Source organism: Hydrogenovibrio marinus (genome assembly GCF_013340845.1).
Lineage (GTDB): Bacteria > Pseudomonadota > Gammaproteobacteria > Thiomicrospirales > Thiomicrospiraceae > Hydrogenovibrio > Hydrogenovibrio marinus.
Map to the genome: position 1 here is coordinate 1,922,079 of NZ_AP020335.1, position 14,762 is coordinate 1,936,840.

General features: G+C 41.7%; 17 protein-coding genes. 6 read left to right on the plus strand and 11 right to left on the minus strand.

The window, feature by feature from the left end; all coding sequences use genetic code 11:
- Window positions 1-43: 43 nt before the first annotated feature.
- Window positions 44-745 carry a hypothetical protein gene (locus HVMH_RS09150; protein WP_029913034.1) on the plus strand — a complete coding sequence of 234 codons (702 nt, stop codon included), beginning with the start codon at window positions 44-46 and terminating at the stop codon, window positions 743-745.
- Here the strand turns inward: HVMH_RS09150 and HVMH_RS11805 are convergent.
- The 7 genes from HVMH_RS11805 to HVMH_RS09180 form a co-directional block, all read right to left on the minus strand.
- Complete coding sequence (locus tag HVMH_RS11805) at window positions 725-1,177, minus strand: tyrosine-type recombinase/integrase (protein ID WP_232087757.1); 453 nt, start codon at window positions 1,175-1,177, stop codon at window positions 725-727. The two genes, HVMH_RS09150 and HVMH_RS11805, sit on opposite strands and share 21 nt — an antisense overlap.
- Window positions 1,178-1,191: 14 nt before the next feature.
- Entirely contained in the window at window positions 1,192-1,635 is a 444-nt protein-coding gene (locus HVMH_RS11810; RefSeq protein WP_051682480.1) for a hypothetical protein, read from the minus strand.
- A 42-nt stretch (window positions 1,636-1,677) separates the two neighbouring features.
- The gene (radC, locus tag HVMH_RS09160; protein WP_029913032.1) at window positions 1,678-2,163 is read right to left on the minus strand and encodes a RadC family protein; all 486 of its coding nucleotides are present in this window, start codon (window positions 2,161-2,163) and stop codon (window positions 1,678-1,680) included.
- Window positions 2,160-2,696 carry a hypothetical protein gene (locus tag HVMH_RS09165; RefSeq protein WP_029913029.1) on the minus strand — a complete coding sequence of 179 codons (537 nt, stop codon included), beginning with the start codon at window positions 2,694-2,696 and terminating at the stop codon, window positions 2,160-2,162. Before HVMH_RS09165 ends, radC begins: the two co-directional genes overlap by 4 nt.
- Before the next feature lie 202 nt (window positions 2,697-2,898).
- The gene (locus HVMH_RS09170; RefSeq protein WP_029913026.1) at window positions 2,899-3,402 is read right to left on the minus strand and encodes a GNAT family N-acetyltransferase; all 504 of its coding nucleotides are present in this window, start codon (window positions 3,400-3,402) and stop codon (window positions 2,899-2,901) included.
- A complete protein-coding gene (locus tag HVMH_RS09175; protein WP_029913022.1) occupies window positions 3,390-3,653 on the minus strand; it encodes a type II toxin-antitoxin system TacA family antitoxin in 264 nt (87 codons plus the stop codon). The genes HVMH_RS09170 and HVMH_RS09175 overlap by 13 nt, the downstream gene beginning before the upstream one ends.
- 88 nt (window positions 3,654-3,741) lie before the next feature.
- The gene (locus HVMH_RS09180; RefSeq protein ID WP_029913018.1) at window positions 3,742-4,119 is read right to left on the minus strand and encodes a helix-turn-helix domain-containing protein; all 378 of its coding nucleotides are present in this window, start codon (window positions 4,117-4,119) and stop codon (window positions 3,742-3,744) included.
- Window positions 4,120-4,240: 121 nt separating this feature from the next.
- On the opposite strand from HVMH_RS09180, the gene HVMH_RS09185 reads away from it, so the two are divergent.
- From HVMH_RS09185 to HVMH_RS09200, 4 genes are all read left to right on the plus strand, one after another.
- Window positions 4,241-4,735 (plus strand): hypothetical protein, encoded by a 495-nt coding sequence (locus tag HVMH_RS09185; protein WP_029913015.1) that lies wholly within the window; start codon window positions 4,241-4,243, stop codon window positions 4,733-4,735.
- Window positions 4,735-5,733: a helix-turn-helix transcriptional regulator gene (locus HVMH_RS09190; protein ID WP_029913013.1), complete on the plus strand. Its 999-nt coding sequence runs from the start codon at window positions 4,735-4,737 to the stop codon at window positions 5,731-5,733. The genes HVMH_RS09185 and HVMH_RS09190 overlap by 1 nt, the downstream gene beginning before the upstream one ends.
- A gap of 94 nt (window positions 5,734-5,827) precedes the next feature.
- Complete coding sequence (locus tag HVMH_RS09195; protein ID WP_029913011.1) at window positions 5,828-6,160, plus strand: hypothetical protein; 333 nt, start codon at window positions 5,828-5,830, stop codon at window positions 6,158-6,160.
- 32 nt (window positions 6,161-6,192) lie between these two features.
- Entirely contained in the window at window positions 6,193-6,933 is a 741-nt protein-coding gene (locus HVMH_RS09200) for a hypothetical protein (RefSeq protein WP_029913002.1), read from the plus strand.
- 95 nt (window positions 6,934-7,028) lie between these two features.
- Here HVMH_RS09200 and HVMH_RS09205 read toward each other — a convergent pair whose 3' ends face one another.
- From HVMH_RS09205 to HVMH_RS09215, 3 genes are all read right to left on the minus strand, one after another.
- On the minus strand, window positions 7,029-7,703 hold the full coding sequence (locus tag HVMH_RS09205; protein WP_029913000.1) for a retron system putative HNH endonuclease: 675 nt from the start codon (window positions 7,701-7,703) through the stop codon (window positions 7,029-7,031).
- The gene (locus HVMH_RS09210) at window positions 7,703-9,103 is read right to left on the minus strand and encodes an AAA family ATPase (protein WP_029912996.1); all 1,401 of its coding nucleotides are present in this window, start codon (window positions 9,101-9,103) and stop codon (window positions 7,703-7,705) included. Before HVMH_RS09210 ends, HVMH_RS09205 begins: the two co-directional genes overlap by 1 nt.
- Before the next feature lie 155 nt (window positions 9,104-9,258).
- Window positions 9,259-10,581, minus strand: a complete 1,323-nt coding sequence (locus HVMH_RS09215; RefSeq protein ID WP_029912993.1) for a tyrosine-type recombinase/integrase — start codon at window positions 10,579-10,581, stop codon at window positions 9,259-9,261.
- 218 nt (window positions 10,582-10,799) lie between these two features.
- Between HVMH_RS09215 and mutS the strand changes: the two genes are divergently transcribed.
- Window positions 10,800-13,433 (plus strand): DNA mismatch repair protein MutS, encoded by a 2,634-nt coding sequence (gene mutS / locus HVMH_RS09220; protein ID WP_029912991.1) that lies wholly within the window; start codon window positions 10,800-10,802, stop codon window positions 13,431-13,433.
- Window position 13,434: 1 nt separating this feature from the next.
- Here the strand turns inward: mutS and HVMH_RS09225 are convergent, their stop codons facing one another.
- Window positions 13,435-14,712 (minus strand): GGDEF domain-containing protein, encoded by a 1,278-nt coding sequence (locus tag HVMH_RS09225; RefSeq protein WP_029912988.1) that lies wholly within the window; start codon window positions 14,710-14,712, stop codon window positions 13,435-13,437.
- Window positions 14,713-14,762: the final 50 nt, after the last annotated feature.

Consider the following 14,762-nt stretch of genomic DNA (forward strand, 5'->3'; position numbering starts at 1 on the left):
ATCATGTCGTTCACAATATATGTTCATCTAAGCGAGCATTGTCATGAAGCAGGATTTCAACAAAATTGAACTATACAGCAGCCCTAAACTCCAAGTACACCAACTGGCTGACTCAGCACGCAGCAATAACACCATTTCATTTGAAATTAGTTACCAAGCTGAAAATCTCAGATTGGTTATTACTCACTTGCCTTCGTTCTCAGTCGCACTTATTAATAGCAAAGGCGATGAAATCTTCGCCAGCCAACCGGATTGTAAGCTCAATATAGAAGACCTTGAACTATGGGTAGTTATCGAAGTTCTGATCATTTGGGGTGGATATTTGGCCGGTATTGAGTTGAAACGGGTTCCTCTAGATAAAGACATGGCTTGGGAACTGATTGAGAATGAAGAAGAACAGATCGATTTGTTTGTGGTAGATGAGTGTATGCAGGTAAAGGGCTTAACTGGACGGTTTTTTGATGTGTTAACCGATGATTTTGGTGATGGGCTATATAATGACACAACTCGGGGTTATCAGGTACTATCAGCAATTCAGCTGCTAAGAATGCGGCTATCTCCACAAGTCAATAACATCGCTATTATCCGTCACAAACTAGCCCCTCCGCAGATACGTGAGTATTACGAGCTAATAACGTCAAACTCGCTGCTACAGCAGTACTTTTACCCCTATTCAAGTAAATTTAAGCCGGAGAACTTTCTTTCCATTACAGACCTCTCACCTTCAATGGCAATAGGTGGATAGCTTACCAACCGCGTCTCGCTTGCTTTGATTCCCTCTAAAGTCATACCTAACCGTGGTAGAAACATCCTCGTGCCCTGCCATCTGTCTCACCACATTAATATCTACCCCGTTGTTGAGTAGATCGGTAATATAGGTTCTACGCAGGTCATGTGGTGAAAATGCCGATATACCCGCCTCTTCTGCCATAGCCTTAAATATAGCGGTGATCCCTGCTGATGTTAGTGATGACTGCACCTTCCCCGCCTTAGTCACCTTTCTAAACACAGAACCGTCGTCTTTAAGCACGTTTAACCATCGTTGAATACTCTGGCTAGTTTCTCGGGGTAGATACACCTCTCGATTCTTTCTACCCTTTCCCTGCTCAACGTGCACAACTCGCGCTTTGACGTCAATATCAGCGACTTTTAAGCCGATCAATTCACTTGCCCTCAAACCACCTGTTATCGCTACCAACAACAGTGCTGTATCGCGTAAACGCCTGTTTCCTGACCATGCTGATTGCATACTGCCAAGAGCTTCTTTACCTCTGTTTGCGTCAAACTTCGACCTTTTCTAACACCATCACCTCGCACCCGTTTGATGGCTTTAATACGCTCTAAGTCTTCAGCATTCATCTGGTACATATTAAATGCCGTTTGTGCTAACCCTTTCAACCCAGACAGGGCTAGATTGACAGATGCCACCGAGTAACCTTTGGCCACTAGGGCGGTTTTCAGCTGAGTGACGCGAGTGAAGTTTAGCGATTGCCAAGGATAGCTTTCAGCTGTTTGTCCGTCTAAAATCGCGGCACATTTATTCAATAGGCTGATCAGCCCTTTTCTACCTGATGGGGCTAGCGTATAGATATATGTTTGGAAGATACTGGGGGATTCAGATATGACATGCTTCATGACTGTTCTCTCCATATAATGCATATTAAACAAAGTAATAATTTAGATAAAACCGCGTTTAGCGAGTGATACATAGTCATTACCGCCCACAACCAGGTGATCCAATAAACGTACTTCAACCAACTCTAATGCATCATTGATTCGCTTGGTGATGTCTTTGTCGCATTGGCTAGGGGTTGCATCACCACTAGGATGGTTATGCACACAAATGACGGCTGCAGCATTGCAAGACAGAGCTTGTTTGACGATTTCACGAGGGTAAATACGCGCTTCATTCACCGTCCCTCTAAACAGCTCTTCAAACAGCAAAACCCTATGCTGGTTATCCAAAAACAAGCAACCAAACACCTCTTGCTCGTACCCTGCTAATAAATGCACAAAGTACTCGTGTGCTAAGTCTGGTGACGTTAGCTCTACCCCTCTCTCAAACTTCTTAGCGATGAGAGCTCTAGCAAAGCTCAAAATGTCATCCTCTGATACTTCACCTCTAACGCGGTAAGCATTCTTCGTTTTGATGAAGGGTTTCATGTGGCACCTCCCTGTTCAATGAAGTAAACGGTTTCAGGGTCGATTTCATAGCGACCACCGCGCCTATAGCTAAAAGAGGTAATGGAAGCGGTTTTCTTGTGCGTGCTGTCAAAGAAAAACACTCTCCCTGCCTCTATCTTGTATATCAACGTCCAATGTAGAGGGGTGCAAAACAAGATCAGTCGTTGATGCGGGCGCTCGCTCAAATAGCGATGAAACAGGTTGAAAACTTGGTTCAAACCTCTCGGTTTATTAGGTAACAAAGGCTTACTAAACTTGAGGGGAAACTTATGCCGGTAATACCCTCTTTGCAACCCCTTATCAATCACATAATCAAGCTGCTGATCGTCCATGCCATACGTCAATAATTCATCAAGCTGCCATTGCTGTTGAAATGTGTTTAAAAGCGCGAGCTTTAAACGTCTGCGCTTAACTGCGCCATCATATAAATACGCTACGGCATTCACTAAACTGTATATGCCACACAAATTATCCAAGTCTCCTTGGATAGAAGGGTTAACTATCGTTGTCATGATCAACTCCATGCAAACTGAATGGCTTGCATGAATTTCGCGCACAGCAAAACCTCCAGAGTTAACTGGATCGCAAACCAACATGTTTTTAGGTAAAAAAATAGATAGCTGGTTTAGAACAAACCAACCATTTTGAAATGACTGAAATTTTCAGTTATTGATAGCTTAACACAGGGCAATGAAAAGGTCAAGCTATTGATATTTAAGGGTTTTCTATAATATTAACTATTGCTTTAATAGGAAGCATAAGCGTCATAGAATCCATTGGCGACTCAACAAAACCATACCTCAGATAAAAAGCCTTAGCTTGATCAGACAAGGCATGCACTAACAGTGCTTTTACACCCGCTTCTTGTGCAACTCTATATACACGAAGCAGCACATCTTTAAGCATCCCCGCACCAATACCACTACCCTGCATCGTGACATCAACAGCCAGGCGACCCAGCACCATAACAGGCACAGGGTCTGGTGCGTTTCTAGCTATAGTCGAAGGCGCAAGGTTTCTTTCCACGCTTCCTGTCGCCAGCGCATAATACCCCACGACACAATCACCTGAAACCACCACAAAGGTACGACTACCACCGTCTTTTTGGTTTTTCAAAGCCCGTTTCTTTAACCAGTGATTCAACAATTCATTGCCACAATCGAATTGGCTAATATCAAATATCTCAGTTAATGGCTGTGGGGCGTTTAATGTTCCCAAGGAGATGGTCTCTTTAATAAAGCTTCCAATCGACTTGTTTCTACAGGTGCGTCAAGGGCTGCTTCAAACGCTTGAAACCCTTTTTCATCCAATTGAAACAACCGCTGATCCAAAAGCACGTCTTGCGCTTCTTTACACGCAACATTCAAAATAAATGCCGTTCTATCCATGCTCAAGGCATCAGCGGCTTTAGTCAGTAAAGCTCTTTGAGAGTCATCTACTCGCATATTAATAGATGCAGTTTTAGACATATTCCCTCCCTATCTGTATTCACATTTAATATACAACGTGTAGTCATTGTATACACAATAACCACACAACTCAATACAAATTAGTCAATTACATTTGGTCCAGAAGGGAAATAACGGATTTTTGCTGCTCTAATGACAATTTAGACCATACCTGAGTAAGTCGCTGGGTTAGCTCATGATCAGCTACAACCGAATAGGTCGCAGCTTCACTTTGAACGATTAACGCAGCCATTTCAGGAGTACAACTAGCGAAAAACCAACTGATTGGGGTACGGGTAATATAGGCAATATTGAACAGATGGGTAACATTGATTTTATTAGTCCCACGCTCATAACGTGAGAGCTGTTGTTGAGAGATACCGACTTTTTCCGACAACTCTGCTGCCGTCAAACCTAGCTCCTTTCGTCGAATTTGGATTTTCTTGCCTATACTTTTATCGACCTCCGTTACCGCTAGTTTTGCCATCCCACCCACTCAACTCAGTTTTACCTAATAAGTGGAATTTTCAACCATGTATACTCTTGTATGAATATCCATAACTAACTACAATCAAGGTTTTACTCTTTTATAGTCAAAAAGGGACGGCATGACAAACTTTACTTGGGCTCACAAAGACGAAATAGACATTCAGGCCACTATTGACTGGTCAAGCCCCATTACTCATGACATGCTTCATTCAGGACTGAGTGACTATGACGAAACTGCTCACTTCTATGCAATTATTGCACTAGACAATAAAGAATGGTGGTGCTATTACATAGGCAAAGTTTACAAACAAACTGTAAGCCAGAGACACAAGAACAAAGACCATAAAATCAAGCTAGAACAGCTCAAAAAAGCTTTCCCTAACAAAACATGGCACTTAACACTTGGAAAACTTTCAGGAGACTTTCAAATCAACGAAAAGAACATTGATGAAATTGAATCACTCCTAATCTACAGTCATTGGCATGAAGAGAATATTAATCAAAAAAAAATAAACCGCTTTTTATCTTCTCGCAGCATACAAATCAACAACGAAGGCTTCTCAGAACCCTTCTACCCTTCAGTAGCTTATGGCGTCATGTTGGAAAATGTTTAATGCCTTCTCCATTTTTTCGCAAAATACAAACATTAAAGCTCATACCACAACACCCCTCTAAAACAAGCGCTTTACAACTATTATCAGAACTAAAAACTCAGGGGTTTACAGTTGAAATCAGGCAAGTTCAACGTGATCTTAATACCCTATCTCAGTTATTTGAAATTGAAAACGATGGCAATAAAGATATTCCTGGCTGGTATTGGAAAAAGGAAGCCGAAAAACTGGAGTTACCGCAAATGGAACTACCCGTTGCACTAAGCTTTCAGCTAAGTGAACACTATCTAAGTAAGCTTTATCCTCATGCTGTTATGCAACACCTATCACCATACTTTAAACTATCTCAGAAACTATTGTCCTCGATGGACTCCCCTCTTTCTACTTGGTCAAACAAAGTGAAGTTGATTTCACGAAATCAACCACTGATTGCACCAATCATCTCCGAGTCTGTTTTAAATTCAGCATACATTGCTCTTTTATCGGACACTCTGATACACGCAACATACAAAGCAGTCCTACAAGAAAAGAAGGAATATGAATTAGCACCTAAAGCTATGGTTGTAGTTGATCAAGTGATTTACTTAGTTGCAGAAAATTTAGCCAGCAATAACCTTCAACACTTCGCACTGCATCGCTTTTCACAAATAAAAAACACAGACAAACCAATCCATCAAGACAAATCCTTTTCTCTAGATGACTACATGAGTGAGGGGAACTTTGAATACCTATATACCAACAACCCAACAATCCAACTTAAGTTATTGGTCACCGAGAAGGCCGCATACCACCTAGATGAATTAAAGCTATCTGATGATCAAACGATTGTGCCATTCGATGATGAGTTTTTAGTTACAGCAACCGTTAAAAACACCGATCAACTTCGCTGGTGGATTTTAAGTTACGGTGATTATGTTGAAGTCCTAGAACCCGAATCCTTAAGGGACGAGTTTGCTGAAACGGCAGACATCCTCTATCACATCTATCACCATAACAACTAAACGTCATAACATGACGCCACCTACGCCTTTCCCTCTAATCAAACATTCTCATTTCACATAGAATTGAGGTGTCTCTTAAATAAGGAAATATCTCATGATCAGAGTAACAGCTGAATATACCGAAAACCGAAACGAAAAAATAATCTTCGACGTCAAGCTAGACGAGAAAAACAAACCTATTTCAATGCTTATTTTTGGATATGCTCTCGAAGGCGAAAATAGCCATCAAACATGGCCTTTTGTGATCGAGCCGAACAATTCATCAGCCAGCATAAACTGGGGAGCAGGGGTTGAAGGAGAACGCTCCACCATTAATATTTTTGAAAAAGAAATAACACTTCACAATTACTTTACACGCACTGACATGAACGACCACTCCCACCTTGATGAGTACACCTACAAAATTGTAAAAATCGATCATTTGTAACTTCTGACAAAGGCCAAAAAGGAAGAGCAACAATGATTTTTCGCTCGAAATACAAGCTGCCTTGCATCTTGATCTTAGGTGCTGAAAAACAAGTTGAGAGTTTGCTTTCATTCGCCAGAACCAACAACATTCAAGGCATAAATTTTATTAAGGCTTACTCAGACAAGCATAATCTTCAAACCACAAAAATAAATAAACATATAGACCTTTTGTTTGTCGCTCCTTCTAATCAGGAAGAGTCTACTTTCCAAACAAAATACCTTTCTGAGGCCACAAGACTAGACATTGTTTCCGTTTCATTTGATTCTGAATCCCAGAGAAATAAAAGCTGGCAAACAAACCATCGTCAAATTACTTTTCTAAAAGAGGATCGATTATTAGTGCATGAGATATTTGGCATATTCTGCCACTCACTATTGAATAGTTCAGATACAGAATTTCGGCTAGATGATCTTCATAAGCTATACCAAAACAGTCAAGGGTGGACTAAATCAATTGCTTCAATTAGCAGATCGTATGGTAACGACAAGGGAAAGGAATGTATGTCTCATACACTCACAAAATTGAATGGCATACTGAACAATAGAAAAATATTGGGCTTGTTAATTCGCATAACCACAAACCCTCAATTTTCTTTAACACAATTTAATAGCACTTTTGAGCCCTTTGACGGTTCTACGATGTTTAGTTCTGTGACTGAATTCATTATGAATACCCACACAAACAAGTCTTCAGACGATAAAATTGAAATCCTTATACTTGTAGGATTTTGAATTCTTTAAGTAGTGTTTACCACTCATTTTTAATCATTATAAAATCGCTAAAAAGTGTCTGGTAAATTATTGGCAGTCAATAAAATATATCGGAACTACTTACCAAATCTTTGAGATGAAGCTGAAAAAAACTGAAGTAACTTATTACTCACCGGCAATAAATATATATTCTCAAGCGAGCTTAAGTCCCAGTTTTTTTGAATATGTTCATCAATCAATTGATCCAACTCGTCAATCCAATTTTTTCTTAAATTCACTAAATATGGACAATTCAGATTTAATAGATTGATTGTGTAATTAGCTCGACTTGTTTCACCATCGTCTAATGATAGGCTGGCAACAACTCGCCCATCTGAAAGATACGAAAAAAATTTAAAACAATTAACATCTAGCGGTGAAATAAATAATGCTGCACTATATTTACTCGATTTTGCATGCCCTCCAAACCTATCCTGTTGTCCAAAACTAGAATTATGAAGATCGTCACTAGATAGCGCACTCATTACAAGATTGTTATAATCAAATGTTTGAGTAGGAAATTGACTTTTTGGTTTAACATGCTCAATATGAGAATCTAAACTATTTAAATCTGGCCGAATCTCTGAATAAGCACACAAACCTTCTTGTTCATCTGTTAAGCGAACGTTTAGCCTTAATTTATCACCAAAAGATTTCCAGCGACTTTTAGCTAATGCAGCAGTTACAGGAGGCGTCATATTTGCTTGTGATAATCGATACCCACCTGAACCCGTTTTGTGGATAAACCTCATTACCCCTTATCCTTTGCTAGAAAATTTTGACGGTTAATGCTCCGCTCTATTTTTTGCAATTGTGGATGAGTAGGATGAAGTTTCATTGTTAGTGTATTTAAAAGCTGCCTAGCTTCATCAGATTCATACCTTCCTTGGTCAACTAAATTAGTTAATCTTTCTAAGGCTTCTTTTTCAGCAACAGGTGGAATCGGATCAACCCCCATAATCGCCTGCAAAACATCATTGCTGGGTTCTCCATAAGAGTATGCATTTGGTTCCGCCGCTACAGAACCATTTTCAGACTCACCTAATACCCTTATACACTCTTTAGGAATGGTTGAAAGCACTTGGGGACTATGAGTAGTGACGATAAACTGCAAATTGGGAAAAGCCTCTTGCAGCCCTCCAAGAATTCTTTGTTGCCATTGGGGATGCAAAAACATATCTACTTCATCAATAAGAACGACACCCGATGATTTTGTTGCAGCGTCGAGACCTAAATGAGGGTTAAGCTTTATACAGCGAAATGCAATATCAGACACTAGAACAACAATATTGCGAATTCCGTCACTCAACATATCCAATGGTAATGAACCATATTTATCATGAACCATAACCAATTTCTGTTGATGACGAGAACTATATTGAAGGTCTTTCCAGCCCGTAGTTTTTTGGGTAATTTTGTTAACCGCTTCTTGAATGACGAAAATCGTATTTCTTAGTGATATATAATCAGCTTCATTTATAAAGTTAGAATACTCTTCTCCACTTTCCATACGTTCAATCTGTACTTCACGGTAGCTTCTAAATACCCAAGCATACCAATCTTCGAACTGTTTATAACTGGATGTAGCAGTCAAACAATCTCGATATCCCCAAAAGCGTGAAAAAACAGCTTTATTCAGCTTTTTGTCTACTACTTTTGCTGTATATCGACCTTGATACCATAAGCGACCCGTTCCCAAATATACCACAACAGGCAAATCTACAGTTGTGGGACCCTCTTCATTGCGGACAAGGTGCTCTAACTCCTTGCCAATTTCTGTTATGAGCTTCGCTGAACGATCAGACTTGGTGTTTGTGCCCAACTTTGTTTTTTCTCTATATTGAACCCATTCTAGAGATTCACTCAACAACGTCCCCTTGGCTATAATTTTTGAAGGGACAACTGTTTCCATGTTTTTATCTGCCTTCAACTCCTGCCTAACATCATCTATTTGAATAGTCGCAGACTTACCTGCTTGGCTGCCCAAATCAAAAGCCTTCACATAAGGCCAAATAGAAATTCTAGCCGCATCCAAAAGAGTTGTTTTTCCCCCACCATTTGACGCGACTAACACAGTCAACGTTTCATGGAAATCGATTGATAGACTTTTAAAACAACGGAAATTTTCTAATGAAATGGAGTCTATATGCATGATAGTTTGATCTTTCGGAAAAATAATTTATTAAATACGCATGTGATTCAAATAGAAAATCAACATCAAAACTAACATGCTACAGTAAAGATAAAATAAAACAAATTTTTAAATAACGGTCCGCAAATAACATAAGCTCTATCATAAAAAATTCATTACTCATTAATAACGATATCATACAAACGATCACACCACTTTTGCAGCCACTCTTTTGCCTCTTCTTCATAGTGGTGAAGATCATAAGTCCCTTCAATACCTTTTTTAGCGTGCCCTAAAATCGCTTCGCTAACTTCTCTGGGGCATCTAAGCTTTGCCAACTGTGTCCTAACAGTTCTTCGCAAGTCATGAGGAGCCCAACACTCTACACCAAGATCTACACCATTCCTTCGAGCCCAATAAAGTTGCTGTGAAAGCTGCTTTTGATCAAGTGCTCTATCTAGCGGCTTTCCTTGAGGGCTTCTTGCACAAAAAACAAAACTAGAAACTTTTTCCATTTTATTCAACAAAGACATTGCTTGACTGGAAAGCTGGACATTCCGAGATGAGCCCGACTTTGTTTCCGCCAAATGAATGGTTGCTTCATTAAAATTAATGTCTTGCCATTTGATCTGACACACCTCCCCTGTCCGCATACCAGTCATAAGAGACAGCAACATGACACCTTTTGCATTAGGTGAAATATGCTGGGCTTTAGGCAGTTTCTGCCAAAGGGCTCTTATTTCTTGTTCGGATAAAACTCTTTGCCTTTTCGAGTTAGATACTTTGACACCTGAATCTTTGATCCGAGTTTTTATCTCAGGGCATGGATTTTGAAAGTTTGGGGGAAGTTTGTCGTTAGAAATTGCGAACCTATAAGCTAAGTTCAACTCTCTAAGAACATTACCTGCCTGAACATTAGACCCTCTTGCAATGATCTGATCAACCATTTGTTTAACTTCAATCAATGGAGTTTCAGATACAGGCATATCTCCCAGAACTCGAACAACGTCACCATATAAGGTTCTTCGCACTTCTTTTTGTCCCTTTTCCTTTCTACTACCACTGATAATCTTTTTATTACCTTTCCTATCAGGTTCAGAATATCTGTCCTCAACTTTTCCAGTCAAATAGAGTTCAACCATTGCACGAAAGGTAAAGTTAAGTTTATCTGCCTCACGCATAGCTTCAAGCTCTACCTTCCTAGCGTCCTCTTCTCGATCAATTAAATATTGCTGGGGATCATAACCACTCGCACGCAATGCTTTAAACTCTTGTAACTTTTCACGTGCTTTTGCAAGGCTCATATCAGGATAAACACCCAATACCAATTGCTTCATTTTGCCTTCAAAGTTCTTGTAGCGATAAATAAAAGATGTCGCACGAGATGTCCTCTTAACTCTGAGACCCAAATAATCTCCAGAGTCTGTTAAAACGTCTCCTGTCTTCATGTTTTTAACAGCGATCGCTGATAGTGGTTTTTTGGTAGAATGGGCAACCAATGTAATGACCTCAATAACAGTATTTTTTTGAAACCTACGACAGCAAGTAGTATTTCAATTATTAGACAATTTACTAGGCATTATAAGATAAAAAACCGAAAACTGTTACGCCAACTGTTACGCCATATTTTGAGATTTTACGGGTTTTCATGAAACTTTATAGAACCAACAGAAACTACAAAAACAGAATTTAATTAATATAAATCAATAACTTATTTATGAAAAATACCGAAAAATCAACCCCAAAAAATCAGTCGCACACCCCAATGATGCAGCAATACTTGGCAGTCAAAGCCGAGCACCCGAATCATCTTCTGTTTTATCGGATGGGCGATTTTTATGAACTCTTCCACGAAGATGCCAAAAAGGCTTCAGAGCTACTCGACATTACCCTGACCGCCAGAGGAAAATCCGGCGGCGAACCGATTCCTATGGCGGGAATTCCCCATCATTCGGCAGACGGTTATTTGGCAAAGCTGGTCAAACTGGGTGAATCGGTCGCTATCTGCGAGCAAGTGGGCGACCCGGCAACCTCAAAAGGCCCCGTGGAACGTAAAGTAGTTCGCATCATCACCCCTGGAACCTTGGTTGAAGATGCTTTGCTTGAAGACAAGGCAGAGAATTTACTGTGCGCGATTGTCCAGAGTGAAACGGCAACCGACGCTCAATATGGTTTGGTTTATCTTGATGTTGCCAGTGGTCGATTTGAAGGCACCATGATCGCCGATCAAGAAGCTCTCAACTCGGAAGTGGAGCGCCTAAAACCTGCTGAAATCATCTTGCCTGATGACCCACTTTTTAAACAAAACTTGCCAGAAACCATTCGCAACAGACCCAACCTGGTAGATTTTCCTGCCTGGCACTTTGAACCTGAGAGCTCACGCAAACGCCTGCTAAAACAATTCGGCACCAAAGACTTGGTCGCTTTTGGCTGCAATGATTTACCGACATTGATTGCTGCGGCTGGTGGAATTATTCAATACGCCCAGTCGATGCTGCAAAACGACTTGGTACATGTGCAAAGCTTACATACTTACCAACAAGATGACACGCTCATTCTAGATGCCAACAGTCGTCGCAACCTTGAGTTGGATACCAACCTTAGCGGTGGCACCCACAACACTCTGTTTGCCATTCTCGACAAAACAGCAACCGCTATGGGCAGCCGTCTACTCAAACGTTGGATCAATCAACCTCTGAGAGATCAAGCAAAACTAAATGCAAGATTAGATGCCATTGAATCCCTGTTGACGAGCTACCAAGCCGACGCATTTCGTGAGCTGCTCAAACCTATTGGCGATCTTGAACGTATTCTCAGCCGCGTTTCACTTTACTCAGCGCGCCCAAGAGATTTAATGCACTTGGGTCGCTCGTTGTTACAACTACCAGAGCTACAGAAACTCCTGACTGAACAATCAGCTGACAGATGGCAAGCGCTTGCCAAGACACTCGGACTTTACCCTGAGCTAGCTGAAACGTTGGATAAAGCTTTGGTTGAATCCCCACCGATGCTGATGCGAGACGGCGGTGTATTTGCCGAGGGTTATGATGCCGAACTGGATGAGTTGCGTAACTTAAAAACACAAGCAGGCGACTATCTGCTGGCACTGGAAGAGCGTGAGAAAGAGCGCACCGGCATCTCAACATTAAAAGTCGGCTACAACCGTGTACATGGCTATTACATTGAAGTCAGTAAACTGCAATCTGACAAAGTGCCGATGGACTACCAGCGCCGCCAAACCTTGAAAGGTCAAGAGCGTTATATCACCCCGGAACTTAAAACTTTTGAAGATAAAGTGCTGAGTGCAAATGAAAAAGCCCTCGCCAGAGAAAAATGGCTTTACCAACAATTGTTGGAAGCCATCAATGCCGAATTGCGCCCTTTACAGGCAACAGCAGGCGCTTTGGCAGAAATTGACGTCCTAGTTAACTTGGCTCGCCAAGCAAATGCTTTAAACCTTAACCGCCCGCAACTGACTGACGCGCCGGAAATCAGCATTATCAAAGGACGCCATTTAACGGTTGAAGCCCTGTCTTCGCAACCGTTTATTCCTAACGATACCTGTTTTGACGAGCAGCGTCGCTTACAGATCATCACGGGGCCCAACATGGGCGGGAAATCGACTTTCATGCGTCAAACCGCGCTCATCGCTATTTTGGCTTATATGGGTTCTTATGTCCCCGCAGAATCTGCCAGGTTGGGGTCCATTGACCGGATATTTACGCGAATCGGCGCATCGGATGACCTGACTTCCGGACGTTCGACCTTCATGGTAGAAATGACGGAAACCGCCAACATCCTGCACCATGCAACCGAAAACTCACTAATATTGATGGATGAAGTCGGTCGAGGCACCTCCACCTTTGATGGCTTGGCATTGGCTTGGGCGATAGCGGAACAAATGGCGAGTAAGATTAAAGGTTACTGTCTGTTCGCAACCCATTACTTTGAGCTCACTACCCTGAATGAGCAATATGACAATGTCATCAACATTCACTTAGATGCTGTCGAATATCAAGACAGTATTGTTTTCTTGCATCAGGTGCAGGAAGGCCCCGCTTCTCAAAGTTATGGTTTACAGGTAGCCGCATTGGCCGGTGTCCCTAAAGCGGTTATCGACATTGCGAAGCAACAGCTGACACGTTTGGAAAATCAAACCTTGGTTAATGCGCCTGTAGCACAGTCGGCAAACAACTCACCTCAGGCGCAAGTTGATATGTTTGCCTATGCGCCGGATCCTGCAATGGAAAATATTGCGGAACAGCTACAAAACTGCCATCCGGATGAAATGACGCCCAAAATGGCGTTGGAAAAACTCTACGAGCTGAAAGAACTCCTGTCCGACAAGTAAGTTAACAGTCTTTACAGTCTTGGACTTGCGTCAGGCGGTTTCGCCCTTGATTTTTGGACTCATAAAGGGCGATATCCACCTGCTTCAACACCCCTTTGACATCAACGGGTGGACAGAGATCAGAATGGTATAAACCACCGCTCAGTGTCAATTTCAGTTGCGCACCATCTACCGGGAAAGGATGCTCCTCAACCGCTTTTATAATATCCATCGCTTTCGCCAAGCTGTTTTCCAAAGGCGTCCGACTCAGTAAGACGACAAACTCTTCGCCCCCGGCTCGGTAAACCTTGTCATCATATCTGACACCTTGTTTCAGTTGCATCGCGACCTCTATCAACACCAAATCGCCGACATCGTGCCCATAATTGTCGTTTACCCTCTTGAACCAATCGACATCAAACATCAAAATCGCAAATGGAACCTGTTGGCTAAAATAATCATTGATGGCGTTTTCGATGTCTTCTTCCATGTTCAGCCGGTTCAGCAACCCCGTCAGTGCATCATGTTGCGCCAGTTTCTCCAGTTTGGAATTCGCCTCTTCCAGATGAGAAGTTCGTAACGCCACCAACTCCTGTAAAGACGCCATGGTTCGCGCTTCGGATTCGTTGAGTTGGACAATTTTCCTGACCATCGGTTTGAAGATAAACACCACTTCCAGAATCAAGACTATGAGTGTCAGAATCCAGTTAAACCATTCTATCTGCTGCACTTTGGTGAGCTTTTGCTCACCCTCTTTCTGGTATTCATGTACCACCAAGTTCAGATCATGCAGCAGGCTTTCAGACAAACCATTGATGTTGCTTAACACCTCCCGCGCGGCAACCTTGTCATTTTCTTTCTCCAACATGCGAGCAAGGGCAACATAGTCATCAACGCGCTTCGCTAAATCCATTTTTCCAAAATACATCTCGTGAATGGCGGGAGAAAGTGTCTCGAACTCTTCATTTTTGATATGACCGGTAGACAGGCGCTGATTCGCCAAAGCCATCTCTTGAGCACTTTTTTCCAACGCGTTCATGAGAAAAGCGGCTGAATGCTGACATTTGTCGAGATGGTCGAATCGTTTAAGATACAATCGGTGAGCATCAAGGGCAATATGCTGGCTCAGCATACGTTGACGACCGGAAATATTGACGATTAATGCAGTATCATAAGAGCGGGAAAGTGCTGACTTAAGGGCGTAGTAAGCTGTCGTTGAGAGAAACGCAATCAAACTGATGGCAATAACATAACGTATCGTAATGTTATTTTCGAGTTTTCGAATATCCAATTGCCACATGCCCACAGCCTTATAAAACTTCAAGGAAAAAAGAGTCTCGGCGTTGAGGC

Excerpts from the sequence above, each read along its gene's own strand:
- HVMH_RS09180 (WP_029913018.1), bottom strand. The coding sequence starts at position 4,119 with ATGGCAAAACTAGCGGTAACGGAGGTCGATAAAAGTATAGGCAAGAAA.
- HVMH_RS11810 (WP_051682480.1), bottom strand. The coding sequence starts at position 1,635 with ATGAAGCATGTCATATCTGAATCCCCCAGTATCTTCCAAACATATATC.
- mutS (WP_029912991.1), top strand. The coding sequence starts at position 10,800 with ATGAAAAATACCGAAAAATCAACCCCAAAAAATCAGTCGCACACCCCA.
- HVMH_RS09175 (WP_029913022.1), bottom strand. The coding sequence starts at position 3,653 with ATGTCTAAAACTGCATCTATTAATATGCGAGTAGATGACTCTCAAAGA.
- HVMH_RS09185 (WP_029913015.1), top strand. The coding sequence starts at position 4,241 with ATGACAAACTTTACTTGGGCTCACAAAGACGAAATAGACATTCAGGCC.
- HVMH_RS09195 (WP_029913011.1), top strand. The coding sequence starts at position 5,828 with ATGATCAGAGTAACAGCTGAATATACCGAAAACCGAAACGAAAAAATA.
- HVMH_RS09165 (WP_029913029.1), bottom strand. The coding sequence starts at position 2,696 with ATGACAACGATAGTTAACCCTTCTATCCAAGGAGACTTGGATAATTTG.
- HVMH_RS09190 (WP_029913013.1), top strand. The coding sequence starts at position 4,735 with ATGCCTTCTCCATTTTTTCGCAAAATACAAACATTAAAGCTCATACCA.
- HVMH_RS09150 (WP_029913034.1), top strand. The coding sequence starts at position 44 with ATGAAGCAGGATTTCAACAAAATTGAACTATACAGCAGCCCTAAACTC.
- HVMH_RS09200 (WP_029913002.1), top strand. The coding sequence starts at position 6,193 with ATGATTTTTCGCTCGAAATACAAGCTGCCTTGCATCTTGATCTTAGGT.
- radC (WP_029913032.1), bottom strand. The coding sequence starts at position 2,163 with ATGAAACCCTTCATCAAAACGAAGAATGCTTACCGCGTTAGAGGTGAA.
- HVMH_RS09205 (WP_029913000.1), bottom strand. The coding sequence starts at position 7,703 with ATGAGGTTTATCCACAAAACGGGTTCAGGTGGGTATCGATTATCACAA.
- HVMH_RS09225 (WP_029912988.1), bottom strand. The coding sequence starts at position 14,712 with ATGTGGCAATTGGATATTCGAAAACTCGAAAATAACATTACGATACGT.
- HVMH_RS09210 (WP_029912996.1), bottom strand. The coding sequence starts at position 9,103 with ATGCATATAGACTCCATTTCATTAGAAAATTTCCGTTGTTTTAAAAGT.